This is a genomic window from Micrococcus sp. KRD026, assembly GCF_017168445.1.
GTDB classification, from domain to species: domain Bacteria; phylum Actinomycetota; class Actinomycetes; order Actinomycetales; family Micrococcaceae; genus Micrococcus; species Micrococcus luteus.
This window is the reverse complement of sequence record NZ_JABFBA010000023.1, coordinates 20,841-43,127: the sequence shown is the minus strand read 5'-3', so window position 1 is coordinate 43,127 and position 22,287 is coordinate 20,841. Positions and strand designations below refer to the sequence as shown.

Sequence of the window (22,287 nt, the reverse complement as noted above, 5' to 3'; positions counted from 1 at the left end):
GCATGAAGTACCTGCTCGAGGACTGGGGGCCGGGGCGGGTCCGTCGGGCAGGGCGTAGCCGAGGTACTCCTCCTCCAGCACGGTGCGGAACCTCTCCGGCCCCCAGTCCTCGAGCAGGTACTTCATGCGGGCCTTGTTGCGCAGGCGCCGGTAGCCGTAGTCACGGAAGATGCTCACGACGGCGTGCCACACCTCGGGGGCGCGCTCGGCCGAGACGAAGGCACCGATCCGGTCGGCCAGGCGGGCCTTCGTGGACAGGCCGCCGCCGACCCACAGGTCGTAACCGGGGCCCAGCTCGGGGTGCACCACGCCGATCAGGGAGACGTCGTTGATCTCGTGGACCACGTCCTGGGAGGGGTGTCCGGTGATGGCGGTCTTGAACTTGCGGGGCAGGTTGGAGATCTCGAGGTCGCCGATCCAGCGGTCCGCGATCTCCCGGATCACGGGCGTGGGGTCGATGATCTCGTCCGCGGCGATCCCGGCCACCGGTGAGCCGAGGATCACGCGCGGCACGTCGCCGCAGGCCTCGGTGGTGGACAGGCCCACGGACTCCAGGCGCCGCCAGATCTCGGGGACGTCCTCGACGCGGATCCAGTGCAGCTGGACGTTCTGCCGGTCGGTGATGTCCGCGGTGTCACGGCCGAAGTCGGTGGAGATCCCGCCGATCACGCGCAGCTGCTCGGTGGTGAGGTCGCCGCCGTCGATGCGCACGCGCAGCATGAAGTAGCGGTCCTCGAGTTCGTGGGGCTCCAGGGTGGCGGTCTTGCCGCCGTCGATCCCCTGCCGACGCTGGGTGTACAGGCCCCACCAGCGGAAGCGGCCGTGCAGGTCGTCCGAGGGGATCGAGTCGAAGCCCTCGTGGGCGTAGACCTGCTCGATGCGCTCGCGGACGTTCAGGCCGTCGTCCTGCTGCTTGAACTCCTCGTTGTGGTTCAGGGGGGCGGTCCCGTCCACCTTCCACTGGCCGTGCGGCTTGGCGGAGGGACGGCGCGGAGTGCGCGCCGGCCTCGACGTCTCGTTCACCTGGGTCATGGCCGCCACGCTAGGAACCCGGCATGCCGGCCCCAAGATCGTCGACGCGGTTCGTCACGTTCCCGGGGCCGGGCCGCGGCGGGGACCCGGTCCGGCCCCGGTCGTGTGACGGACGGCTCAGCGGCCTCCGGCGGCTCCCCTCGGGGCCTCTACGAGGGCGGACCGCAGCCGGTCCAGGGCGATCCGCGCCACCAGCGGATGCGGCAGCAGGGGGTCGGTGACCGCGTCCGCGCCGGCCTCGCCGAGCCGGTCGTGGAAGTACCCGGGGGCCAGCAGGTGGGCGGCCACCACGGCGCGACGGCCGGCGGCGTGCACCCGGGCGACGGCGTCGGGCACACGGGGGGTCGCCGCCGCCCCGAACGCCGCGGTCACGGGCAGTCCCGTGGCCCGGGCCAGGGCCCCGGCCAGGGCGTGCACCTGGGCCTGGCCGTCCGCGGCGCGGGTGCCGGCCGCCGCCAGGATGACGTCCGATGTCGCGGCCTCACCGGCCGGCACCGCCCGGGCCACCCGCTCGGCCAGAACGGTCACCAGGCGCGGCTCGACGTCGTCCCCGGCCCCGGCCAGCGGTGCGGCGGCGATCGTGCCGGGTCGGGCGGCTGCGGCGTGGTGGATGTCGTGGTGGACGTGATGGCCCAGGGACAGCAGCAGCGGCACGATCACGGCCGGCTCCCCCGGGGGCAGGGCCGCCACGACCTCGTCGAGGGAGGGGCTCTGCACGTCCACGTAGGCCTCGTGGACCTGGGCGCCCGGCCCCTCGGCGGCCAGGAGGGCCGCCAGGTCGGCACGGAGGCCGTCGATCACGTCGCGGCCGGCCGCGTCGTGCGTGCCGTGGGCGCAGGCGATCACGTGCAGCACGGGCGCGCTCATGCCGAGCCCACCGCGTCGGCCCACACGTTCTGCGGCCCGCCGCTCACCGGCGGATCACCTTGTGCTGGGCGGCCTGGGCGACCGGCCGCATCACGATCTGATCCAGGTTCACGTGGTGGGGCAGCTCGACGGCGTGGACGCACACCTCGGCGACGTCCTCGGCGGTGAGCGGCTTCTCCACGCCCGCATACACGGCGTCCGCGGCGGACTGGTCGCCGCCCAGGCGGTTGCGGGAGAACTCCTCGGTGTGGACCATGCCCGGCAGCACCTCGATCACCCGCACGTTGTGCTCGGCCTCCTCCAGGCGCAGCGCGCCGGTGAGCCCGTGCTGGCCCATCTTCGCGGCGTTGTAGCCGGCGCCGCCCTCGTAGGCGGTGACGGCGGCGGTCGAGGTCAGGTTGAGCACGGTGCCCTCGCCGTGGGCGCGGAGCATGGGCAGGAACGCCTGGCACATCGTGAGGGTGCCGAGCACGTTGACGCGGTACATCCACTCCCAGTCGGCGCGGTCGCCGTCGCCCACCGCGTCCGTGCCGAGCGCGCCGCCGGCGATGTTGACGAGGGTGTCGGCGCCGCCGTCGGCCTCGACGCGCGAGGCCAGCGCGGCGACGGCGGCCTCGTCCGTGACGTCCAGGGCGGCGGGGACGACGTCGCCGCTCACGCCCTCGGCCCGGGCGTCGGCAGCGAGGGTCTCGAGGCGCTCGGCCCGGCGGCCGACCGCGTACACGCGCCAGCCGCGGCGGGCGAGCTCGAGGGCCGTGGCGCGGCCGATGCCGCTCGTGGCCCCCGTCACGACGGCGGCGCGGGCGGGGTTCTTCGCAGGTTCATGGGTGTGGCTCACGCCTCCGACCGTAGCCGAGCCGCGCCGTTCGGAGCACCGCCCGGATCACCTCCGCCAGGTCGAGCGACTGAAAGGGCGGGACGTCCCGGGCGTCGTCGCAGGCCCGGCCCGCCGCCCCGGTCATGGGAGGATGGCGGGCATGGCTGAGAACACGCAGGGCACAGACACGCCCATCGACGCATCGACCCCGTCCACCCCCGCCGCCGGCGCCGTGGCCGTGCCGGACAAGCCGGCCCTCGAGGGCCTCGAGGAGAAGCTGACCGCCCGCTGGGCCGACGAGCGCACCTACGCGTTCGACACGCAGACCACCCGCGAGCAGGTCTACTCGATCGACACTCCCCCGCCGACCGCCTCCGGCTCGCTGCACGTGGGCCACGTCTTCTCCTACACGCAGACCGACGTGCTCGCCCGCTACCAGCGCATGAACGGCAAGAACGTGTTCTACCCGATGGGCTGGGACGACAACGGCCTGCCCACCGAGCGCCGCGTGCAGAACTACTACGGCGTCCGCTGCGACCCCGCCAAGCCGTACGTGGAGGGCTACCGCCCGCCGGAGAAGCCGGCGAAGAACCAGCGCGACTGGGACGTGATCTCCCGCAAGAACTTCATCGAGCTCTGCGAGGAGCTCGCCGTCGAGGACGAGAAGGTCTTCGAGGACCTCTTCACCCGTCTCGGCCTGTCCGTCGACTGGGACATGACCTACCGGACCATCGACGACGTCTCCCGCGCCGTCTCCCAGCGCGCCTTCCTGGCCGGCATCGCCTCGGGCGACGCCTATCTGGCCGAGGCCCCCACCATGTGGGACGTGACCTTCCGCACCGCCGTGGCCCAGGCCGAGCTCGAGGACCGCGAGGTCCCCGGCGCCTACCACCGCTACGCCTTCACCGCTGCGGACGGCGAGCAGGTCTTCATCGAGACCACCCGCCCCGAGCTGCTGGCCTCCTGCTCCGGCCTGGTCGCCCACCCGGACGACGAGCGCTACCAGCACCTGTTCGGCACGACCGTCACCTCCCCGCTGTACGGCGTGGAGGTCGAGGTCTTCCCGCACCCGCTGGCCAAGCCGGACAAGGGCTCCGGCATCGCCATGGTCTGCACCTTCGGCGATCTCAACGACGTCACCTGGTGGCGCGAACTGCAGCTGCCGACCCGCACCCTGATCGGCCGTGACGGCCGCTTCGCCGCCGACACCCCCGAGTGGATCACCACGGACGCCGGCCGACAGGCCTATGCGGACACCGTGGCCGGCCGGACCGTCTTCTCCGCCAAGCAGGGTGTGGTGGACGCCCTCACCGCGGCCGGCCTGCTGGACGGGGAGCCGAAGAAGATCATGCACGCCGTGAACTTCTACGAGAAGGGCGACAAGCCGCTCGAGGTCGTCACCTCCCGCCAGTGGTACATCCGCAACGGCGGCCGCGACGCCGACCGCCGCGCGGAGCTGATCGAGCGTGGCCGCGAGATCTCCTGGCACCCGGAGCACATGCGCCACCGCTACGAGAACTGGGTCGAGGGCCTCAACGGCGACTGGCTCGTCTCCCGCCAGCGCTTCTTCGGGGTGCCGATCCCGGTCTGGTACCCGCTGGATGCGGAGGGTGAGCCCGACTATGAGAACCCGATCCTCCCGGCCGACGAGCAGCTGCCCGTGGACCCGGCCGCCGAGGCCGCCCCGGGCTACGCCGAGGACCAGCGCGACGTCCCCGGCGGCTTCACCGGCGACCCGGACGTCCTGGACACCTGGGCCACCTCCTCCCTGACCCCGCAGATCGTGGGCCGCTGGTCCCGTGACGAGGCGTTCTTCAACAACGTCTTCCCGTTCGATCTGCGCCCGCAGGGCCACGACATCATCCGCACCTGGCTGTTCTCCACCGTGGTGCGCGCCCACGCCCTCAACGGCTCCGTGCCGTGGACGGACACCGCGCTCTCCGGCTGGATCCTCGACCCGGACCGCAAGAAGATGTCCAAGTCCAAGGGCAACGTGGTGGTCCCGACCGACATCCTGGACCAGTTCGGCTCGGACGCCGTCCGCTACTGGGCCGCCTCGGCCCGCCTCGGCGCGGACACCGCCTACGAGGTGGCGCAGATGAAGATCGGCCGCCGACTGGCCATCAAGCTGCTCAACGCCGCCAAGTTCGTGCTGAACCTGGGCGCCACGCAGGACGCCGTCATCCGCACGGCCGACGACGCCGCGGCCGTCACCAACCCGCTGGACGCCTCCCTGCTGGCGCGCCTCGCGGCCACCGTGGAGCAGGCGACCCGCGCGTTCGAGGCCTACGACTACGCGCGTGCCCTCAACGTGACCGAGCAGTTCTTCTGGGCCTTCACGGACGACTACGTGGAGCTCGTGAAGGACCGTGCCTACGGTGGCCACGGCGAGGCCGAGCAGGCCTCGGTGGTGACCACGCTGGCCACCACCCTGGACGCCCTGCTGCGTCTGCTGGCCCCGTTCCAGCCGTTCGCCACCGAGGAGGTGTGGAGCTGGTGGCGCGCCGGCTCCGTGCACACCGCCGCGTGGCCGGGCGCCGCGGACGAGGTGGCGGCCCTGTCCTTCGCCGCCTCCGCCGGTGACGCCGAGGTCCTGCCCACCGTGGCGCAGGTCCTGGGCGGCGTCCGCAAGGCGAAGTCCGAGGCCAAGGTGAAGCAGCGGACCGAGGTGCGCTCCGCCGTGGTGACCGGACCGACCGAGTGGCTCGAGAAGCTGCGCGGCGGCCTGGCGGACCTCAAGGCGGCCGGCAACATCGCGGACCTGTCCCTCACGCAGGGCGAGGCCGGCGAGTCCGCGCCGCTGACCGTCTCCGACGTGCAGCTCGCACCGGTCGAGGACGACTGATCCCCGCCGCGCGTTCCCGGACGGTGTCTCGGGAACGCACGCGGCACGACGACGGCCCCGTCGCCCGTCACGGGCGGCGGGGCCGTCGTCGCACCCGTGCCGCGGGCCCGAGTCTGCCCGTCAGCGTGGGATGTTCGTGGCCGGGATCCGGTAGGGCACAGCGCACGTCGGACAGTCCGCCGCCGGATCGGAGTTCGTCGGGGGGTAACACCCCCGGGGGGTGTCGTGGTGCGCATCCCGGTCGTGCTCCTGCCGCATGTCGCAGTGCGGTCACCGCGGCAGGGGTGGACACTGAGAGGATGAGACCGACACCCGATCCCGCCCCGGCCGGCCGCCGCGCCTCCGACTCCGCCGCCCGGCAGATGTCCGCCGCCCTCGCCGCCATGGGCGTGCTCCACTTCGTCCGACCCGAGCCCTTCGACGGGCTGATCCCGCCGTTCCTGCCCGGCTCGGCCCGCGCGTGGACCCACGGCTCCGGCGTGGCCGAGCTGGCCGTGGCGGGTCTGCTGGCCGTCCCGCGCACCCGGCGCGCGGGCGGACGCGCCGCGCAGGCGCTCTTCCTCGGCGTGTGGCCCGGCAACGCGTGGATGGCCTGGCGGTGGCGACGCCGGCCCTGGCCGGCGCAACTGGTCTCCCTCGGGCGGCTGCCCCTGCAGGTCCCCCTGATCTGCGCGGCAGGCCGGGTGGCGCGCCGCTGACCCCCGCCGCCCCGCGCCCCCGACGACGCCGGCCCCACACCTTCGCGCTGAAGGTGTGGGGCCGGTCTCGTGCGAGCCGGGGGCTCAGTCGAACTGCGGATCCGTGGTGCGGGCCCGCTTGATCTCGTAGAAGTACGGGAAGTCGGCCAGGGCGACGGCGCCGTCGAAGATGCGGCCCGCCTCCTCTCCGCGCGGGATGCGGGTCATCACGGGACCGAAGAAGGCCGTGCCGTTGAACGCCACGACGGGCGTGCCGACGTCGTTGCCCACGAGGTCCTCCGCCTCCTTCTGGCTGGCGCGCAGCTGCTCGTCGGCCACGTCGGTGCGGGCGGCGTCCAGGATGTCCGCGTCGTGGCCCAGTTCCTCGAGGGCCTCGGCCACCACGGCCTCGTAGTCCGTGCGGCCCTGCTCGTGGATGCGGGTGCCGACCGCGGTGTACCACGGGCCGAGCGCCTCGGCACCGTGCCGCTCGCGCACCTGCACGGCGGCGCGGGCCGGCAGCCAGGCCTTCTCGAGGCGGGCCAGGTAGTCGGGGTCCAGGTCGCGGCCCTCGTTCAGGACGGCGAGCGACATGATCTTGAAGACCACCCGCACGTCGCGCACCTTCTGGACCTCCAGGATCCACCGGGAGGTGATCCAGGCGAACGGGCACGTGGCGTCGAAGTAGAAGTCGACGGTGGGCTGCTGCGTGGTGTCGGTCATGATGTGCTCCTTGCGGTCAGGGAGCCGTCTCGGCTCCGGTCGGTCCTGCTGGGCGACGGCGGTCAGGCGCTCCGGCCGCGTCGACGTCGTTCCACCTCGGCCGGGATGAGCGTGGGCTCGGCCTCGCCGCGCACCGCGTCCCCGGAGATGACGACCGTGCCCACGTCCGAACGGGAGGGCAGCTCGAACATCACGGGCTTGAGGACGTTCTCCATGATGGAGCGCAGGCCGCGGGCACCGGTGCCGCGGGCCTCGGCCTGGGCGACGACGGCATCCAGGGCGTCCTGCTCGAACTCGAGCTCCACGCCGTCCATGAGGAACATCTTCTGGTACTGCTTCAGCAGGGCGTTCTTCGGTTCGGTCAGCACCCGCACGAGCTGTTCGTGCGTGAGGTCCTCGACGGTGGTGATCACGGGCAGGCGGCCGATGAACTCGGGGATGAGGCCGAACTTCAGCAGGTCCTCCGGCCGCACGTCCGCGTAGGTGACGTCCCCCGCGCCCAGATGGTTCAGGGGCGCGCCGAACCCGATGCCCTTGCGGCCGGCACGGGAACCGATGATCTCGTCCAGGCCCGCGAACGCGCCCGCCACGATGAACAGCACGTTGGACGTGTCGATCTGCAGGAACTCCTGGTGGGGGTGCTTGCGCCCGCCCTGCGGCGGCACCGACGCCACCGCGCCCTCGAGGATCTTCAGCAGGGCCTGCTGCACGCCCTCGCCGGAGACGTCCCGGGTGATGGAGGGGTTCTCGGACTTCCGCGAGATCTTGTCGATCTCGTCGATGTAGATGATGCCCTGCTCGGCCTTCTTCACGTCGTAGTCCGCGGCCTGGATGAGCTTGAGGAGGATGTTCTCCACGTCCTCGCCCACATAGCCGGCCTCGGTGAGGCTCGTGGCGTCCGCGACCGCGAACGGGACGTTGAGCCGCCGGGCGAGGGTCTGCGCGAGATACGTCTTGCCGGAGCCGGTGGGGCCGACCATGAGGATGTTCGACTTGCCGACCTCGACGTCCGCGAGGTCGTCCCGCTCGGTGAGGCGGTCGGCCAGGTCACCACTCCGCGCCTGCGGCCCACGCACGCGCTTGTAGTGGTTGTACACGGCGACGGCGAGGGAACGCTTGGCCGCCTCCTGACCGATCACGAAGCTCTCGAGGTGGTCGAAGATCTCCTGCGGGGTGGGCAGGACGGTCTCGTCCGCCTCCGCCGCCTCGCCGAGCTCCTCCTCGATGATCTCGTTGCACAGCTCGATGCACTCGTCGCAGATGTAGACACCCGGGCCGGCGATGAGCTTGCGCACCTGCTTCTGGCTCTTCCCGCAGAACGAGCATTTCAGCAGGTCAGCGCTCTCTCCGATACGCGCCATGGTGGTACTCCTCGAGGGCCGGGCGGAGACGTCCGCCCCGCGCGGGCGGCGTCGCTGTCAGATTCCGTCCAGCATACGACCGTGGACGGACACGTTAAGGGACCGGGTCCCCGGTCGGCATCGAGGGGCCCGGCCGCGCGGCGCGCGGCCGGGCCCCTCGACGGGCGCCGTCGGTCAGGCGGACGGGCGGGTGATCTTGCGGGAGGCGAGGACCTCGTCCACGAGGCCGTACTCGAGGGCCTGCTCGGCCGAGAGGAACTTGTCCCGGTCGATGTCCTGCGAGACCTCCTCGGGCGTGCGGTTGGTGAGGGAGGCCAGCGTCTCCTCCATCCACACGCGCATCCGGTTGATCTCCTGGGCGTGGATCTCCAGGTCGGTGGCGGTGCCGCGGTCGCCCTGCATCGCCGGCTGGTGGATCAGCACGCGCGCGTTGGGCAGCGCCAGGCGCTTGCCGGGGGCGCCCGCGGCCAGCAGCACGGCCGCGGCGGAGGCGGCCTGGCCCAGGCACACGGTCTGCACCTCGGGGCGGATGAACTGCATGGTGTCGTAGATCGCCGTCATGGCCGTGAACGAGCCGCCCGGCGAGTTGATGTACAGGGTGATGTCACGCTCGGAGTCCATCGCCTCGAGCACGAGCAGCTGGGCCATCACGTCGTCGGCCGACGCGTCGTCCACCTGCGCGCCGAGGAAGACGATGCGGTCCTCGAAGAGCTTGGCGTAGGGGTCCTGACGCTTGAAGCCGTAGGGGGTGCGCTCCTCGAACTGCGGGAGGATGTAGCGCGCGTCCGGCGTGGGCAGGGAGGGCATCCCGGTGGGGAGCCCGGCGGGGAACTGGGTCATTCTTGGTCTCCTGGAGAGGGTCGGGACGGTCCGGGCCGGGCTCAGCCCCGGACGCCGCCGCCGCCGGTCACGGACGCGGCACGGTCGGCGATGTGGTCGATGAAGCCGTACTCGAGGGCCTCCTGCGCGGTGAACCACTTGTCACGCGCGTTGTCCTCGAGGATGGTCTCCACGGACTGGCCGGTCTGCTCGGCGGTCAGCTCCGCCATCACCTGCTTCATGTGCAGGATCAGCTGGGCCTGGATGCGGATGTCCGACTCGGTGCCGCCGATGCCGCCGGAGGGCTGGTGCATCAGCACGCGGGCGTGGGGGGTGGCGTAGCGCTTGCCCTTGGTGCCGGAGGCGAGCAGGAACTGGCCCATGGACGCGGCGAGGCCGGTGGCCACCGTCACGACGTCGTTGGGGATGTACTGCATCGTGTCGTAGATCGCCATGCCCGCGGTGACGGAGCCGCCCGGGGAGTTGATGTACAGGTAGATGTCCTTCTCCGGGTCCTCGGCCGAGAGCAGGAGCAGCTGGGAGCAGATCGCGTTGGCGTTGTCGTCACGGACGTCCTCGCCCAGCCAGACGATGCGCGACTTCAGCAGCTGGGTGTAGAGGAAATCCTCGCGCTGCGCCGGGTCCACCGAACGCATGCTGGGGGTGATGTCGGTCATCACTTCCGCCTTCCTGTCGAGATGTGCACGGGCCTCCCGAACGGCGGCCGCTCGCGCGGACGGACGGGTCCCTGATCGAGTCCGACACTAGCCGGGCGTCCGGGCCAGCGCGCGGGACGCCGTCGGCGTTTCGCTGTTGGCGCAGGTTGTCGCGGACCCCGCCCGGGGCCGCCCACCGGGGCCCCGGGACGACGACGGCGCCCCCACCGGCGTGGGCGGGGGCGCCGTCGTCGTGGCTCGGCGGGGGTGCGTCCCCACCGGCCGGGATCAGGCCTGCTCGGCCGCCTCGGCGTCGTCGGCCTGCTCGGCCGGGGCCTTCTTGGCCGTCGACTTCTTCTTGGCCGGGGCCTTCTCGGCGGGCTTCTCCTCCGCCTCGTCGGCGCCCTCGGCCTCGGCGCCCTCGGCCTCAGCGTCGAGGGCCTCCTGGCCGCCCGGGGTCACGAACGCCGTCAGGTCCACGGCCTTGCCGTCGGTGTCGGTGACCTCGGCGTACTCGAGGACCTTGGCCAGGGCCTTGCGGCGGCGGACCTCGCCCATGATCATCGGGATCTGCCCGCCCTGGTCGAGCATCATGGCGAACTGGTTCGGGTCCATGCCGTACTCGGAGGAGGTGGCGATGATGTACTCGATCAGCTCACCCTGGTCGACCGTGACCTCCTCGGCCTCGGCGACCTCGTCCAGGATGACCTCGTTGGCGAACGCCTCGCGGGTGTTCTGCTCGAGCTCGGCACGGTGCTCGGCGGTGTCGTGGTCGTCGCCCGCGGTGTGGCCGCCGGCGGAGAAGTGCTGCTCGACCTGCTCGGCGATGACGCCGTCCGGCACCGGGACCTCGACGAGCTTGGCCAGCTCCTCGAGGACCTTGTCGCGGGCCTCGACGCCCTGGCGGTTCACGGCCTCCTCGGCGGCCTGCTTCTTCAGGTCCTCCTTGAGCTCGGCGATGGTGTCGAACTCGGAGGCCAGCTGGGCGAACTCGTCGTCGGCCTCGGGCAGCTCGCGCTCCTTGACGGCCGTCAGCTCCAGCTTGACCACGGCGGTCTCGCCGTCGTGCTCGCCGCCGTTGAGCGTGGTCTCGAAGGTGGCGTCCTCGCCGGCGGACAGGCCGTCGAGGGCCTCGTCGATGCCCTCGAGCATGGTGCCGGCGCCCACCTGGTAGGACAGGCCCTCGGCCTGGTCGACCTGCTCGCCGTCGACCGTGGCGGTCAGGTTCATCGTGACGAAGTCGTCCTGGGCGGCCGGGCGGTCCACATCCTTGAGGGAGCCGAAGCGCGAGCGCAGGGCGTCGAGGGCCTTCTGCTCGTCCTCCTCGGTGGCCTGGGCGGGCTCCACCGTCACCTTGAGGCCCTTGTAGTCGGGCAGCTCGATGGTCGGGCGCACGTCGAACTCGGCGGTGAAGGCCACCGGGCCCTCGGCGTTCTCCGCGTCCGGGGTGGCGGTCACGTCGACCTCGGGGCGGGAGATCGGCGTGACCTCGGCCTCGGCGATGGCGGCGGAGAACCAGGTGTTCAGGCCCTCGTTGACGGCCTGGTCCACGACGATCTCGCGGCCGAAGCGCTGCTCGATCAGGCGCGCCGGGATCTTGCCCTTGCGGAAGCCCGGGATCTGGACCTGGTTGGCGATGTCCTTGAACGCCTTGTCCAGGGCGGGCTTCACCTCCTCGAACGGCACCTCGACGGTCAGCTTGACGCGGGTCGGGCTGAGGTTCTCTGCGGTGGACTTGACCACGGATGACTCCTGTTGGTGGTGGTGGATGGTCTTGACGTCGAGTCGGGGTGACAGGATTTGAACCTGCGGCCTCACGCTCCCAAAGCGCGCGCTCTACCAAGCTGAGCTACACCCCGCCGTCGTCCCCGACGCCGGCGGGCTCACGCGGTGGAGGCTCGCCGGACACCCGAGGGACTGCCCGAGGGCAGACTGTGGAATCCTAGCGCGCCGTCTCGCGCCCCGCGAAAAGCCGCGACCGCCGGCCCGTGAAGCCGTCCATCGTGGCGTTGACCCCGAGGACGTCCATCGCGCGGTCGAAGACGGGCGCCGGCAGGGCGCGCAGGGGCGCGATCAGACCGACGGCGCGCGGCAGCAGCAGGCGGGTGCGGCCGGCCTCGACGGCGTCCAGCACCTCCTGCGCCACGTGGCGCGGATCCAGCACGGGCAGCAGCCAGGGCACCCGGCTGCGCACGCCCGCGAACATCCCGGTGTCGATGTAGAAGGGGCAGACGGCGAGGGAGGTGACGCGGCTGCCGTCCTTGCGCAGCTCCGCGGCGAGGGACTCGGCGAAGCCGACCGCGGCGTGCTTGGTGGCGGAATAGTCCGTCTGGCGCGCGACGCCGACCAACCCCGCGGCCGAGGCCACCGTGACCACGGCCCCGCGGTCCCGGGCCCGCATTCCGGGCAGGACCGCCCGGGTCAGCCAGTACGGCGCGAGTGCGTTCACCTCGAAGGTGCGGCGGATGCCCTCCTCCGTGGCGTCCTCGAGGCGCACGCCCGTCACGACGCCCGCGTTGTTCACGGCGACGTCCACCTCTCCGGCGCGGGCGGCGGCGGCCTCGACGGCGGCCGCGTCCGTCACGTCCACGCGCTCGGCCTGGGCGTCCGCGCCCTGAGACCGGATCTCGGCGGCGACGGCCTCAGCCCCCTGCAGGTCGAGGTCCCAGACGACGACGCGGCCCGCGCCGCGGCGGGCGGCCCCCAGGGCGATCAGTCGACCGATGCCGGACGCGCCGCCCGTCACGAGGACGGTGGCGCCGCGCAGGGACAGGGGACGACGGCCGGCGAGGGCGGACGCGGCCCTGCGGAGGGCGGGACGGGAGCCGTGCATCATGCCTCTTCCCCCACGGCCGACGCGGGCCCGCCGTGATACGGTGTCAGCCGCTGGTCCGCGCCGAGCGCGGCCCCGCGGGGATGTAGCTCAATGGTAGAGCCCCAGTCTTCCAAACTGGCTACGCGGGTTCGATTCCCGTCATCCCCTCCGGACCTCATGAGCCGGGTCATCGTGTGCACACGATGGCCCGGCTCATGGCTTTCTCGGGTGCGTCGTCGTCCGCGCCGGTGCCTTGACCGCTGTGCCCGGTCGGGCCTGCTACAGGCCCCTCAGCTCTGACAGGTGAGGCACCGGTAGAGCTTCCGGGCCGCCATCTCCTCCACCACGATCGTCTCGCGCCCGCACACGAGGCAGGCCAGGCCCTGCCGCTGGTACACGTAGTTCGCGTGCTCGGGCCAGGCCGATTCGGCAGGGATCCCCGGCCGGTGCTCGGGCCGCGTGGTGACGATCCGCCCGAGCCGCACGCCCTCCCGCATGAGCGCGGCGTTGTCCGCCCAGAGGAATGCCAGGTCCGACGCGGAGACCTCCCGGGCCGGCCGCCACGGGTCGATGCCGGCGCGGAACAGCGCCTCGGCCCGGAAGATGTTGCCGATCCCGCTGACGGCCGCCTGGTCCATCAGCACGACGCCGATCGGCCGCCGTGTCCGCCGGGCGAGGTCGTAGAACGGCGCGGGATCGTCGTCGCTCAGCGGATCCGGGCCCAGGCCGGCGACGACGTCGGCAGCCTCGGCCGGAGTGAGCGCGCGGCACCGGCTCGCGCCGATCAGGTCGGCCCAGCCGTGCTCGGCGCGCAGTCGCAGCCGGACCGTGGCGGCCGGCGGCGGGGGCTGGACCCAGCCGTCGGCGTCGCGAGCGGGCTCGGCGGCCGGGGCGCCGTCGTCGTGGACCTCCCGCTCGCCGATCCGGCGGGGTGCGCCGATCGAGGACGCGGCCGCGAAGTCCTGATCCCCGCCGAAGGTCCACGCCCCGTACATGCCCAGGTGGACGTGGAGCACGTGGCCGCCGGAGACGTCGGCGAAGAAGTGCTTGCCGTGGGCCCGGGCGCGCTTCAGGACCTGGCCGTCGAGCAGGGCGGCCCCCTCGGCGAAGCGGCCCTGCGGACTCGTGGCGCGGATCCGGCGGCCGCCGAAGACGTCGGTGAACTGGCGCGCGAGACGGTGGACGGAGTGGCCCTCAGGCACTCACATCAGCACCTCTCCGGTGGTCTCGTAGTGCGCGATCTTCCCGATGCGGCGCACGTGGCGCTCGTCCTGGGAGAACGGTTCGGCCAGGAACGCCTCGATGAGCTCGGTGGCCTCCTCGAGCGAGTGCTGTCGACCGCCGACGGCCACGACGTTCGCGTCGTTGTGCGCGCGGGCCAGCCGCGCCGTGTCCAGGTTCCAGGCCAGGGCGGCTCGGACGCCGGCCACCTTGTTGGCGGCGATCTGCTCGCCGTTGCCGGAGCCGCCCAGCACGATGCCGAGCGAGTCCAGTCCCTGCTCGCGGTCGGCGACGACGGCGCGGGCGGCGTTGATGCAGAAGCCCGGGTAGTCGTCCTGCGCGTCGTACTCGGTGGGTCCGTGGTCCACCATCTCGTAGCCAGCGGTGGTGAGGTGCTCCACCAGGTGGGCGGACAGCTCCATGCCGGCGTGGTCGGTGGCGATGTGGACGCGCATGCGCAGACTCCTCCAGAAGGACGACGGTCGGGTGGGGTCAGTCTACTGACGGCCCCACCCGACCCCCTGCCCCGGGGCGGGCCGGCTCAGATCAGCGCGACCGATCGCTCGGGCTCGCGCACCGGCATGGGCTCGGGCTCCCCACTCGCCGAGGAGAGGAAGCCCTCCCCGGTGAAGTGGCCGTTGCGGGCGCGGAAGTCGTAGGCGTAGTCGGGCCAGATCAGCGTCAACTTGCCCGAGCGGGGGTCGACGTACCAGGAGTGGCAGCCGCCGTCCACGAGCCACACCGAGGTGGCGGCCCGCTCCTGGAGACGGTCCACGTACTCCTCCTGGGCGAGTGTCTCGGGGACCATCGTCCTAATTCCCTCGTGCTCCACCCGGTCCAGGGCCTCCAAGATGTACGCGATCTGCGACTCGATGATGTAGACGATCGAGTTGTGCCCCAGCGAGGTGTTCGGCCCGTTGATGGCGAACAGATTCGGGAATCCCGCCACGGCCGTGGAGTCGAACGCCGCCATGCCGCTGCTCCAGTGATCGGCCAGGGAACGGCCCTCACCGTCGTGGACGCGCTCGGCGAACGGCGGCTGGGCCGCCTCGAAGCCGGTGCAGAGGACGACGACGTCGACCTCGTACCCGTGACCGCTCACGCCGAACAGCCGGCTCCCCTCGACGCGGTCCAGCGCGCTGTCCTCCAGGGTGACGTTGTCCCGGGCCATGGCCGGGTAGTAGTCGTTGGAGACGAGCACACGCTTGCAGCCCGGCAGGTACCGCGGCGTGAGGCGCTCGCGGAGCTCGGGGTCAGAGACCGCGGCGGCCAGGTGCCCGAGGGCCTGGGCCCGGACCTGGTCCAGTGCGGCCGGCACACCGCGGCGCTGGGCATAGTTCGACTCGGCGAACCAGAAGATGTCGTCGCGCTCGCGCTGCATGGTGTGCGGGGCGCGCTCGAACATGCGGCGCACGGCCGCGGAGTACGGCTTGACCACGCGCGGGGTGACCCACGCGGGGGTGCGCTGGAAGACGACGAGCTCGGCCGCCGTCGCCGCCAGCTCGGGGATGACCTGGATCGCGGAGGCGCCGGTGCCGACGACGGCGACACGCTTGCCCTTCAGGTCCACCGTGTGGTCCCAGCGGGCGGAATGGATGACCTCGCCCTCGAAGGCGTCGAGACCCGGGACGTCCGGCAGGCGGGGGTCGGCGAGGTGCCCGGTGCCCATGATGAGCCAGCGTCCCGTGTAGGTCCCGCGCGGCGTCCGCACCGTCCACCGCTCCGTCTCGGGGTCCCAGTGCGCTTCGAGCATGTCCGCCCCGAGACGCAGGTGCGGGGTGAGGCCCTCGTCCTCGGAGAAGCGCACGAGGTAGTCCTGGATCTCCGGACCCGGTGTGTAGAAGCCCGACCACTGCGGGTTCGGCGCGAAGGAGAAGCTGTAGAGGTGGCTCGGGACGTCGCACGCGGCACCCGGGTAGGTGTTGTCCCTCCAGGTCCCGCCGACCTGCTGGGCGCGGTCCAGGATGAGGAAGTCCTCGCGGCCGTGACGCCGCAGCTGGGCGCCCATGCCGAGGCCGGCGAATCCGGAGCCGATGATGAGGATCTCGGCGGACTCGTCGCGCGGTGCGGGGCGCACGTCGGTGGTGGTGGTCATGGCGGTGGTCATGGCTGGCCCCTCTCTCAGGCGTGGGTCTCGGGGATGATCGCGCCGGCCGGGTGGCGGTCGGGCTCGCGCAGGTACAGGTCGACGATCTGCATGAGTTCGGCCGGGCGCTCGAGGAAGAAGGCGTGGCCGCTCGTCATGGTCGTCAGCCGCGCGTCGTCGATGATGCCGAGCAGCTCGTACTGGTGATGGGGCGGGACCATGATGTCCTCGGCACAGGAGACGATCAGTGTCCGCGCGGTGACGGCGGAGAGACGGTCGGCGACGTCCACGCGGGCGTTCAGGTCCATCTGCCGGGCGGTGAACTCGTCCGCGGTCAGGGAGGCGAGCGCCCCGTCGAGCATGGCCGGGGTCAGGGAGCGCAGGGCCAGCGGGGACAGGCCGCAGAAGGCCGTGTAACGCGCCAGGGCATCAGGGCTCGTGTCATACAGGTGCCGCCAGACCTCGTTGCGCAGGCGCTGGTGGACATCCGTCGTCGCCCAGCCGGCCACGAGCACGAGGTTCTCCACGCGGCGACCGAGATCGGCGGCCAGCTGCCCGGCGACGACGGCGCCGAGCGAGTAGCCCAGCAGGTCGAAGGCGGCGTCGGAGCCGAGGAGCTCGTCGACGGCGGCCCGCACCTGGCCGACCAGCAGGTCGACGGTCAGGTCTGCGGCGGGGTCGGCCGTCGGCGCCCAGTCGACGGCGATGACGCGCGTCCGCGTGGCCATCATCGGGAACAGGTGGCCGAAGTGCGAGGCGGTCGTCCCGCCCGTGCCGTGGACCAGCACGAGAGGCCGGTCGAGCTCCCCGGGCGTCACCGAGTCGTGGCAGGTGACGGAAGCACCGTCCACGCTGACGGTGCGCGTGACGGTCGATGCGGTCAGTGGCATGGGGCTCCTCCTGGAAACCAATATGTGGACTATTGGACCCGACACCCGCGATGCGACGCACCCTACATGTCCCAGCATGGCGTGTTCATTTCTCATAATGCAAGCAGGGGCGGCAATCATTGAGTCCATCAGATGGAACTGGCTCCGACGCCGGAGCTGCGGCACGATGGACCGGTGACCCCTCTGACCCCACCCACCGGCGTCCTGCCCCGCGCCGCCCTCGTGATGCGCCTGCTGCACGAGGCCGGACCCGCCGGCCTGCGGCTGAGCCAGCTCGTCCAGCGGACGGGCCTGCCCCAGCCCACCGCCCATCGACTGCTGGCCGACCTGGCGGAGGAGGGTGCCGTGACCCGGCGCGGAGCCGCCTATGCACTCGGTGATCGGTGGGGCCCGGTCGGATTCGAACCGGTGACGCCGCGGTGCCTGATCGAACGCGAGGGCAGCCGGGCCGTGGTCCAGGCCGCCGCGGACGAGCTGGGGGACACGGTCTACCTGGCGGCACGGGTTGCGGGCGGAGTGGCCTACCTCCTGCGATGCGACGGCGACTCCCCTGTGCGCGTCTTCACCGTGGAGGTCGGCGAGGTCAAACGGCTTGCCGCCGGGTACGCCGGCATCGCGCTCCTGGCCTCCCTGCCGCCCGAGCGCCGGCGAGCGGAAGTGGACGCGGTCGTCGCCCGGCCTCCCCGCCGCTGGAACCTGACGGATGACGGGGCCCTGCACGACCTGCTGGACACCCTGCTGCGTCAGATGGACGAGCAGGGGTGGTGCGGCGGTGTGCCGGTCGTGCCCGGGGTGGCCGGAGTCGCCTGTGGCGTTCCGGCGCGGACGGGAGGCATCCCCCAGGTGTCCCTCACGGCCTCGGCGGCCGAGCAGCGGATGCCACCCGGACGCGTGCCCGAGGTGGCTGAGGTGCTGCGTGCGGCGGCGACCCGACTGGCCGAGATCGGGGGCTGAGCAGGTCGACCGGCCCGCCCCGAGACGCGCCGCTCACGACGCTCGGGCCAGGTGGCACACTGGGGAGCACCGTGCCATGGCCCCCATCACAGGCGCCCGGCCGTGCCGCATCCGCCCGACCCCAGGAGGAGTCCGACCGTGACCACCGCCGCCGCCATGAACATCACCCGCGAAGAGGCCGCCGCGCGCGCGGCCGCCCTCACCGTGGACGCGTACGAGGTGAGCCTGGACCTCACCCGCGGCGCAGAGCACTTCCACACGGCCACCACCGTGACGTTCGCGGCCACGCAGGACGCGGTGGGCACCCACACGTGGATCGACTTCGTGGCCGGGCAGGCTCCCACGGTGACCCTCAACGGCGAGGCGCTGGACGTGGCGGACTTCGACGGCGCCCGACTGCGGATCGGCCCGCTGGCGGCGCAGAACACCCTCGTGGTCGACGGGCTCGGGGACTACAGCAACACCGGCGAGGGCCTGCACCGGTTCGTGGACCCCGTGGACCAGGAGGTCTATCTCTACACCCAGTTCGAGGTGCCCGATTCCCGCCGCATGTTCGCGGTGTTCGAGCAGCCCGACCTCAAGGCCGCGTTCCGCTTCACCGTGACCGCGCCGGCACACTGGGCTGTGGTGTCCAACCAGCCGGAGGACTCCCGCCGCACCCTCGGCGTCGTGGCGAACGAGGAGAACCTGCAGGGCGTGGACGCCGCGGTCTGGGAGTTCACCCCCACCCCGCGCATCTCCTCCTACATCACCGCGCTCGTCGCCGGCCCGTACGCCTCCGTGCATTCGGAGCTGACCAGCGCGGACGGCCGCACGATCCCCCTCGGCGTCTACTGCCGCGCGTCACTGGTGGAGCACCTGGACGCGGAGAACGTCTTCGAGCTCACCCGCCAGGGCTTCGAGTTCTTCGAGGCCCAGTACGGCCACGCCTACCCGTTCGAGAAGTACGACCAGCTGTTCGTGCCCGAGTTCAACGCCGGCGCGATGGAGAACGCCGGCTGTGTGACCTTCCTCGAGTCGTACGTCTTCCGCGGGACCGTGCCGGAGGCGCTGATCGAGCGCCGCGCCATCACCATCCTCCACGAGCTGGCCCACATGTGGTTCGGCGACCTCGTGACCATGCGCTGGTGGAACGACCTGTGGCTCAACGAGTCCTTCGCCGAGTTCATGTCCACGCTCGCCGCCGCCGAGAACACGCAGTACACCAGCGCCTGGACCACCTTCTCCTCCATGGAGAAGAACTGGGCCTACCGCCAGGATCAGCTCTCGTCCACGCACCCCATCAAGGCCCGGATCCGCGACCTCGACGATGTGCTCGTCAACTTCGACGGCATCACCTACGCCAAGGGCGCCTCCGTGCTGCGCCAGCTCGTGGCCTGGGTGGGCCAGGAGAACTTCATGGCCGGCGTCCGCGCGTACATCGCCCAGCACGCGTGGGGCAACACCGAGCTGCCGGACCTCATGTCCGAGCTCGAGGCGGCTTCCGGCCGCGATCTGTCCGAGTGGACCCGCGTGTGGCTCGAGACCTCGGGCGTGAACACGCTGCGCACGGAGGTGGAGACGGATGAGGCCGGCACCATCACCGCGCTGCGCCTGCGCCAGAGCGCCCCGGACGGCTCGCCGTCGGCGCCTGGCGACGACGTGCTCCGCCCCCACCGCCTGGCTGTGGGCTTCTACGACGTGGACGAGGCCACCGGCCGCCTGACCCGCACCGAGCGCTTCGAACTCGACGTGGCCGGTGAGGTGACCGAGGTCGCCGAGGCCGTCGGCCGCCGTCGTCCCGCCGTGATCCTGCCCAACGACGACGACCTGGCCTACGCCAAGCTGCGCCTCGACGACGCCTCGTGGGAGGCCGCGTCCACCCGCCTGAAGGACGTGGACGGCTCGCTGGCGCGCACGCTGCTGTGGGGGGCGGCCTGGGACACCGTGCGCGACGGCGAGGCCTCCGCCGCCTGGTTCGTCGACCTCGTCCTGGCCAACGTCGGCCACGAGCGGGACTCGTCCGTGGTGCAGACGCTGCTGCGCCAGCTCGCGACGGCGATCGGCCTGTACCTGCCCGAGGACCAGGCCGAGGCCGTGCGGGTCGCGGCGGCCGACCGTCTGTGGGGCCTCGTCGCGGAGGCCGAGGACGGCTCGGACAACCAGCTGCAGTTCGTCAAGGCGTTCGCCCTGCACGCGCGCACCACGGCGCAGCTGGACCGCCTGGCGGCCCTCGTGGACGGCACCCGCACCGTGCCCGGGCTGGACCTCACCACGGACCTGCGCTGGGAGCTGCTCACTGCGCTGGTGGCGGCCGGCCGTGCCGGGGAGGCCGAGATCGCCGAGGCCGAGCGCGCCGACGCGACCGCCACGGGCGCGCTCGCCGCGATCCAGGCCCGGGCCGCCGTGCCGACGGCCGAGGCCAAGCGCGCGGCCTGGGACCGAGTGATGGCCGGCGAGCCGTCCAACACGGAGCAGCGCCAGGCCCTGATCGGGTTCGCGCGGGTCCACGACGCCGCGCTGATCGCGCCCTTCGCGGACTCCTATTTCGAAGGCGTCGAGGCGATGTGGGACTCCCGTTCTCACGAGATGGCCGAGACCGCCGCGACGCTGGGCTACCCGACCGCCCAGGTCACCCGGGAGATCGCCGACCGCGCCACCGCCCTGTCCGAGCGGCTGGCCGGCACCCGCGCGGGGCTGTCCCGCGTCCTCGCCGAGGGCCGGGACGAGACCGTCCGCGCCCTGGCCGCGCGCGAGCACGCGACGGCGCACGTGCATCAGGTCCACGCCGGGGCCTGAGCCGGACGGCGGCTGACGCCTCTGCCGGCGCTTGCGGGGCGGTGCTGCTGGTGGGTATTCCACGGAAGATGCCCTCCAGCACCTCCCCGGCCGCTGTCGGGGCGCGGGCTGGCTAGGTGTTGTGGGTCATGAGGTTCTTGCCACGAGGCGCCGGCTGAGATGAGACGAGTGGGCCCCGCCCCGCAGGATGGAAGTTCCTCAACAACCCACCTGCCCGAAAAGACCCACTCATGACTCACGCTAACGCACCCCTGACCCCGACTGGCCGACTCAGGATGGTCCACCGCCACCTGCACGACGGGATCCCGCAGGCACACGTGGCCGCCGAGTTCCGCGTCAGCCGGCCCACGGTGGCCACCTGGGTCGCCCGCTACCGCGCCCAGGGAGAAGCCGGCCTTCAGGACCTGCCCAGCCGGCCGCACCGTTCACCTGCCCAGCTCGATCCGGTCCTGGTCGCCCAGATCCACGCCCTGCGGCGGGAGCGCAAGTGGTCCGCACGGCGCATCCATCACCACCTCGTCTCCGAGGGCCACCAGCTGTGCCTGCGCACCGTGGGACGGTGGCTGCACCGGGCCGGGATCTCCCGCCTACGGGACCTGACCCCAGCCGGAGAAGACCTCCGCCGGCAGCCGGCCCGGAGGATCACCGCGAGAGGGCCAGGGCACATGGTGCACCTGGACGTGAAGAAGATCGGGCGCATCCCTGACGGGGGCGGCTGGCGTGCGCACGGACGGGACTCCGAGAACGCGCGAGCAGCCAAGCGCGGGCCTGGCCGACGGGTCGGCTACACCTACCTGCACTCGGCGATCGACGGGTTCACCCGCCTGGCCTACACCGAAGCCTTGCCCGATGAGCGGGCAGCTACGACCGTGAGCTTCTTCTGCCGGGCGCGGGCGTTCTTCGCCGCCCACGGCATCCGGATCGACAGGGTGATCACGGACAACGGCAACAACTACCGGGCCGTGGACTTCACCGCGAAGGTGGTCTCGCTCGGGGGCCGGCACCACCGGATCCGGCCCTACACGCCCCGCCATAACGGGAAGGTCGAACGCTACAACCGGCTGATGGTCGATGAGGTCCTCTACGCCCGCCCGTATACCTCAGAGACGGCCCGGCGTGAGGCGTTGGCAGTGTGGGTGAACCACTACAACTACCATCGGCCGCATACCTCCTGCGGAGATGCTCCACCGGCCTCGTTGGCCCCGGCCCGAGTCAACAACGTCATGACCTCTTACAGCTAGGCTGGAACCCATGAAGCACACCTTCTCCCTGCGCACCGAGTGGACGGGCGACCGCGGCTCGGGCACCTCCGGCGTCCGCGACTACGACCGCTCCGTGGTGATCCAGGACGCCGCTGTCGGCGAGATCCAGGCCTCGGCCGCCCGCCCCTTCCGCGGCGATGACTCGAAGTGGAACCCGGAGACCCTCCTGCTCGGCGCGCTCGCCGAGTGTCACGTGCTCTCGTACCTCCATGTCGCGGCGACCTCCGGGGTCGTGGTCACGGGGATGACGTGCGGGGTCGAGGGCGAGCTCGAGGTGGACGGCGACGGCGCCGGTCGGTTCACCGCGATCACGCTGCGGCCCGAGGTCACGCTGCAGGACGAGGCCGACCGGGAGCGGGCCGAGGCCCTCCACGCCGAGGCGCACCGGCTGTGCTTCATCGCGAACTCGCTCTCGGCCCCGGTCGCCGTCGAGCCGGCCCGCCCCGAGGCCCCGCCCACCGGCACGCCGACGCTGCCGGACCAC

The 22,287-nt window shown here is 72.0% G+C and carries 19 protein-coding genes and 2 tRNA genes; 7 read left to right on the top strand and 14 right to left on the bottom strand.

Annotation, left to right across the window (positions count from 1 at the left end):
- From J1M40_RS07755 to J1M40_RS07745, 3 genes are all read right to left on the bottom strand, one after another.
- Window positions 1–1,032 (bottom strand): nitrite/sulfite reductase (locus J1M40_RS07755; protein ID WP_206450657.1); only part of this gene is annotated, 1,032 nt, incomplete at its 3' end.
- A gap of 117 nt (window positions 1,033–1,149) precedes the next feature.
- On the bottom strand, window positions 1,150–1,899 hold the full coding sequence (locus J1M40_RS07750; RefSeq protein WP_036316890.1) for a sirohydrochlorin chelatase: 750 nt from the start codon (window positions 1,897–1,899) through the stop codon (window positions 1,150–1,152).
- Between the two features lie 43 nt (window positions 1,900–1,942).
- The gene (locus J1M40_RS07745; protein ID WP_036316887.1) at window positions 1,943–2,737 is read right to left on the bottom strand and encodes an SDR family oxidoreductase; all 795 of its coding nucleotides are present in this window, start codon (window positions 2,735–2,737) and stop codon (window positions 1,943–1,945) included.
- Between the two features lie 139 nt (window positions 2,738–2,876).
- Here J1M40_RS07745 and valS point away from each other — a divergent pair, with 139 nt between their 5' ends.
- Window positions 2,877–5,561, top strand: coding sequence for a valine--tRNA ligase (gene valS / locus J1M40_RS07740; protein WP_206450656.1), 2,685 nt, complete (start codon window positions 2,877–2,879; stop codon window positions 5,559–5,561).
- A 362-nt stretch (window positions 5,562–5,923) separates the two neighbouring features.
- On the top strand, window positions 5,924–6,259 hold the full coding sequence (locus tag J1M40_RS07735; protein ID WP_206450706.1) for a hypothetical protein: 336 nt from the start codon (window positions 5,924–5,926) through the stop codon (window positions 6,257–6,259).
- 84 nt (window positions 6,260–6,343) lie between these two features.
- On the opposite strand, the gene J1M40_RS07730 is transcribed toward J1M40_RS07735, so the two are convergent.
- The 7 genes from J1M40_RS07730 to J1M40_RS07700 all read right to left on the bottom strand — a co-directional run bounded on the left by J1M40_RS07730 (window position 6,344) and on the right by J1M40_RS07700 (window position 12,633).
- Window positions 6,344–6,961 (bottom strand): DsbA family protein, encoded by a 618-nt coding sequence (locus tag J1M40_RS07730; protein WP_036316880.1) that lies wholly within the window; start codon window positions 6,959–6,961, stop codon window positions 6,344–6,346.
- A gap of 62 nt (window positions 6,962–7,023) precedes the next feature.
- Window positions 7,024–8,322, bottom strand: coding sequence for an ATP-dependent Clp protease ATP-binding subunit ClpX (gene clpX, locus J1M40_RS07725; protein ID WP_206450655.1), 1,299 nt, complete (start codon window positions 8,320–8,322; stop codon window positions 7,024–7,026).
- Window positions 8,323–8,496: 174 nt separating this feature from the next.
- Window positions 8,497–9,162, bottom strand: a complete 666-nt coding sequence (locus J1M40_RS07720) for an ATP-dependent Clp protease proteolytic subunit (protein ID WP_002855988.1) — start codon at window positions 9,160–9,162, stop codon at window positions 8,497–8,499.
- Between the two features lie 41 nt (window positions 9,163–9,203).
- Window positions 9,204–9,821: a ClpP family protease gene (locus J1M40_RS07715; protein WP_036316875.1), complete on the bottom strand. Its 618-nt coding sequence runs from the start codon at window positions 9,819–9,821 to the stop codon at window positions 9,204–9,206.
- A gap of 264 nt (window positions 9,822–10,085) precedes the next feature.
- Window positions 10,086–11,540: a trigger factor gene (gene tig / locus J1M40_RS07710; protein WP_036316981.1), complete on the bottom strand. Its 1,455-nt coding sequence runs from the start codon at window positions 11,538–11,540 to the stop codon at window positions 10,086–10,088.
- A gap of 42 nt (window positions 11,541–11,582) precedes the next feature.
- Window positions 11,583–11,656 (bottom strand) — tRNA-Pro (locus J1M40_RS07705).
- A gap of 83 nt (window positions 11,657–11,739) precedes the next feature.
- Window positions 11,740–12,633, bottom strand: a complete 894-nt coding sequence (locus J1M40_RS07700) for an SDR family oxidoreductase (RefSeq protein ID WP_036316872.1) — start codon at window positions 12,631–12,633, stop codon at window positions 11,740–11,742.
- Window positions 12,634–12,709: 76 nt separating this feature from the next.
- On the opposite strand from J1M40_RS07700, the gene J1M40_RS07695 reads away from it, so the two are divergent.
- A tRNA-Gly gene (locus J1M40_RS07695) sits at window positions 12,710–12,780 on the top strand.
- 122 nt (window positions 12,781–12,902) lie between these two features.
- Here the strand turns inward: J1M40_RS07695 and J1M40_RS07690 are convergent.
- The 4 genes from J1M40_RS07690 to J1M40_RS07675 all read right to left on the bottom strand — a co-directional run bounded on the left by J1M40_RS07690 (window position 12,903) and on the right by J1M40_RS07675 (window position 16,809).
- On the bottom strand, window positions 12,903–13,814 hold the full coding sequence (locus J1M40_RS07690) for an Fpg/Nei family DNA glycosylase (RefSeq protein WP_041104798.1): 912 nt from the start codon (window positions 13,812–13,814) through the stop codon (window positions 12,903–12,905).
- On the bottom strand, window positions 13,815–14,288 hold the full coding sequence (locus J1M40_RS07685) for a ribose-5-phosphate isomerase (protein WP_060974239.1): 474 nt from the start codon (window positions 14,286–14,288) through the stop codon (window positions 13,815–13,817).
- Between the two features lie 86 nt (window positions 14,289–14,374).
- On the bottom strand, window positions 14,375–15,940 hold the full coding sequence (locus tag J1M40_RS07680; protein ID WP_049146108.1) for an NAD(P)/FAD-dependent oxidoreductase: 1,566 nt from the start codon (window positions 15,938–15,940) through the stop codon (window positions 14,375–14,377).
- A gap of 14 nt (window positions 15,941–15,954) precedes the next feature.
- A complete protein-coding gene (locus tag J1M40_RS07675) occupies window positions 15,955–16,809 on the bottom strand; it encodes an alpha/beta fold hydrolase (protein WP_206450654.1) in 855 nt (284 codons plus the stop codon).
- A 174-nt stretch (window positions 16,810–16,983) separates the two neighbouring features.
- Here J1M40_RS07675 and J1M40_RS07670 point away from each other — a divergent pair, with 174 nt between their 5' ends.
- The 4 genes from J1M40_RS07670 to J1M40_RS07655 all read left to right on the top strand — a co-directional run.
- Window positions 16,984–17,763 carry an IclR family transcriptional regulator gene (locus J1M40_RS07670; RefSeq protein WP_159228114.1) on the top strand — a complete coding sequence of 260 codons (780 nt, stop codon included), beginning with the start codon at window positions 16,984–16,986 and terminating at the stop codon, window positions 17,761–17,763.
- 138 nt (window positions 17,764–17,901) lie between these two features.
- On the top strand, window positions 17,902–20,541 hold the full coding sequence (gene pepN / locus J1M40_RS07665) for an aminopeptidase N (protein WP_134417055.1): 2,640 nt from the start codon (window positions 17,902–17,904) through the stop codon (window positions 20,539–20,541).
- Between the two features lie 230 nt (window positions 20,542–20,771).
- Complete coding sequence (locus J1M40_RS07660) at window positions 20,772–21,782, top strand: IS481 family transposase (RefSeq protein ID WP_134417056.1); 1,011 nt, start codon at window positions 20,772–20,774, stop codon at window positions 21,780–21,782.
- Window positions 21,783–21,792: 10 nt separating this feature from the next.
- On the top strand, window positions 21,793–22,287 hold a 495-nt coding region (locus J1M40_RS07655), incomplete at its 3' end, for an OsmC family protein (protein WP_206450653.1).

Bases quoted from the DNA above. Each gene is read 5' to 3' on its own strand.
- J1M40_RS07675 (WP_206450654.1), bottom strand. From the start codon at position 16,809: ATGCCACTGACCGCATCGACCGTCACGCGCACCGTCAGCGTGGACGGT.
- J1M40_RS07730 (WP_036316880.1), bottom strand. From the start codon at position 6,961: ATGACCGACACCACGCAGCAGCCCACCGTCGACTTCTACTTCGACGCC.
- J1M40_RS07700 (WP_036316872.1), bottom strand. From the start codon at position 12,633: ATGATGCACGGCTCCCGTCCCGCCCTCCGCAGGGCCGCGTCCGCCCTC.
- J1M40_RS07680 (WP_049146108.1), bottom strand. From the start codon at position 15,940: ATGACCACCGCCATGACCACCACCACCGACGTGCGCCCCGCACCGCGC.
- J1M40_RS07735 (WP_206450706.1), top strand. From the start codon at position 5,924: ATGTCCGCCGCCCTCGCCGCCATGGGCGTGCTCCACTTCGTCCGACCC.
- clpX (WP_206450655.1), bottom strand. From the start codon at position 8,322: ATGGCGCGTATCGGAGAGAGCGCTGACCTGCTGAAATGCTCGTTCTGC.
- valS (WP_206450656.1), top strand. From the start codon at position 2,877: ATGGCTGAGAACACGCAGGGCACAGACACGCCCATCGACGCATCGACC.
- J1M40_RS07660 (WP_134417056.1), top strand. From the start codon at position 20,772: ATGACTCACGCTAACGCACCCCTGACCCCGACTGGCCGACTCAGGATG.
- J1M40_RS07750 (WP_036316890.1), bottom strand. From the start codon at position 1,899: ATGAGCGCGCCCGTGCTGCACGTGATCGCCTGCGCCCACGGCACGCAC.
- J1M40_RS07685 (WP_060974239.1), bottom strand. From the start codon at position 14,288: ATGCGCGTCCACATCGCCACCGACCACGCCGGCATGGAGCTGTCCGCC.
- J1M40_RS07720 (WP_002855988.1), bottom strand. From the start codon at position 9,162: ATGACCCAGTTCCCCGCCGGGCTCCCCACCGGGATGCCCTCCCTGCCC.